This is a genomic window from Microbacterium sp. UBA3394, from assembly GCF_002358725.1.
GTDB classification, from domain to species: Bacteria; Actinomycetota; Actinomycetes; order Actinomycetales; family Microbacteriaceae; genus Microbacterium; species Microbacterium luteum.
In genome coordinates this window covers 15,048-17,015 of sequence record NZ_DEPK01000249.1, presented here as the reverse complement: position 1 = coordinate 17,015, position 1,968 = coordinate 15,048, and the positions used below count along the sequence as shown (strand labels likewise).

Annotated in this window: 1 protein-coding gene; it reads left to right on the top strand. The window is 72.2% G+C overall.

Annotation, left to right across the window (positions count from 1 at the left end; genetic code table 11):
- A partial coding sequence (locus B4E30_RS14845; RefSeq protein WP_286795921.1) for an ABC transporter ATP-binding protein occupies nt 1–1,869 on the top strand: 1,869 nt, incomplete at its 5' end.
- Between the last annotated feature and the right edge of the window lie 99 nt (nt 1,870–1,968).

Genomic DNA, 1,968 nt, shown 5'->3' with positions numbered 1-1,968 from the left:
CGCGCGAGCATGCGGCAGCTGCTGCCCTTCCTCCTGGAGCACCGCACCGTGCTCGTCGTCGTCGCGTTCCTCAGCGTCTTCGGCGCCGTCACCACGCTCGCGCAGCCGGTACTGGTCGGGCAGGTCATCGAGGCGGTGCAGGCCGAGCGGGCGCTCGGGATGCTCGTGTGGGCGATCGTCGCACTGGTGATCGTGTCGTCGGTCATCTCCGGCTATCAGCACTACCTCCTGCAGCGCACCGGCACCGCGGTGGTCTACTCGAGCCGGCGGCGGCTCATCTCGCGCATCCTCCACCTGCCGATCAGCGAATTCGACGCGCGCCGCACCGGCGACCTCGTCTCGCGCGTGGGCACCGACACCACCCTCCTGTACGCCGTGCTCACGCAGGGCCTCGCGGACGCCGTCGGAAACGCCCTGATCTTCGTCGGCGCCATCGTCGCGATGGCGCTCATCGACCCGCTGCTGCTCGGCGCCATCGTGATCGTGCTCGGCGTGTCGATCCTGGGGGTCGTGACCCTCAGCGGCCGCATCCGCAAGGCGACGGCCGAGCAGCAGGTGAAGGTGGGCGAACTCGCCTCCGGCGTCGAGCGCGCCATCGGCTCCATCCGCACGGTGCGCGCATCGGGCGCCGGCGAGCGCGAGCAGTCGGCCCTCACCGCCACGGCCGGCGAGGCCTACGGCGTGGGGGTGCGGATCGCGAAGGTGTCGGCCCTCGTGGTGCCCATCGCCGGCATCGCCCTGCAGGTGTCGCTGCTGGCCGTGCTCGGACTCGGCGGATACCGCGTCGCGGACGGTGCCATCGGGGTGGCCGACCTCGTCACCTTCGTGATGTTCCTCTTCCTTCTCGTCGGGCCGCTCGGGTCGTTCTTCGGCGCCATCACCTCCGTCAACCAGGCGCTCGGCGCCCTGGGCCGCATCCAGGAGGTGCTCGATCTCCCCACGGAGACCCAGGATGACGCGCGGATCGCCGCGACCGTCGCTCCCGAGCCCGACGGCACGGCCGGAGACGCCGCGGCCGTGGAGTTCCGGAACGTGCGGTTCGGGTATCCCGAGCACGTCGTCGCCGCTCGCCGTCGGGCGGAGACCGAGGCACGCGCGGTGCTCGAGAGCGCCCACGTCGACACGTCGGCCGTCACCCTGCCCGACGAGGCGGACGACGCGGAGCCCGCCGAGACCGTGGACGAGGCGAAGGATGTGCTCCGCGGCGTCTCGTTCCGCGTCCCGCGCGGCGCCCGCGTGGCCCTGGTGGGCCCGTCGGGTGCGGGAAAGAGCACGACCCTGTCGCTCATCGAGCGGTTCTACGATCCGACCGGCGGCGCCATCCTGCTCGACGGACAGGACGTGCGCACCCTCGACCGCGACGACCTGCGCAGCCGCCTCGGCTACGTCGAACAGGACGCGCCGACCCTGGCCGGCACGATCGCCGAGAACCTGCGCCTGGCCTCCCCCGACGCCACCGACGCCGAGTGCGAGAGTGTGCTGCGCGCGGTGAACCTCGGCGACGTGCTCGACCGGAGCCCCGACGGGCTCGACGCCGCCGTGGGCGAGAGCGGGGTCATGCTCTCCGGCGGTGAGCGCCAGCGCCTCGCGATCGCCCGCGCCCTGCTGGCCGCGCCCCCAATCCTGCTCCTGGACGAGTCGACCTCGTCGTTGGACGGCCTGAACGAGCAGCGCATGCGCGAGGCGATCGACGCCGTCGCCGCGGGGCGCACGCTCATCGTCATCGCCCACCGCCTGTCGACCGTGGTCGACAGCGATCTCATCGTCGTGATGGAGAACGGCCGCGTCGTCGGATCGGGCACCCACTCCGAGCTCGTGCAGTCCACGCCGCTCTACCGCGACCTCGCCAAGCATCAGCTGCTGGTGTGACCCCGCAGCCGCGCTGCCCGCACATCCCGCAGCCGCCGCGCGCGCACATCCCTTCCCACTCCGCAGTCACCTTCTGCGCATCCTTCCCGCTCCGCAGTC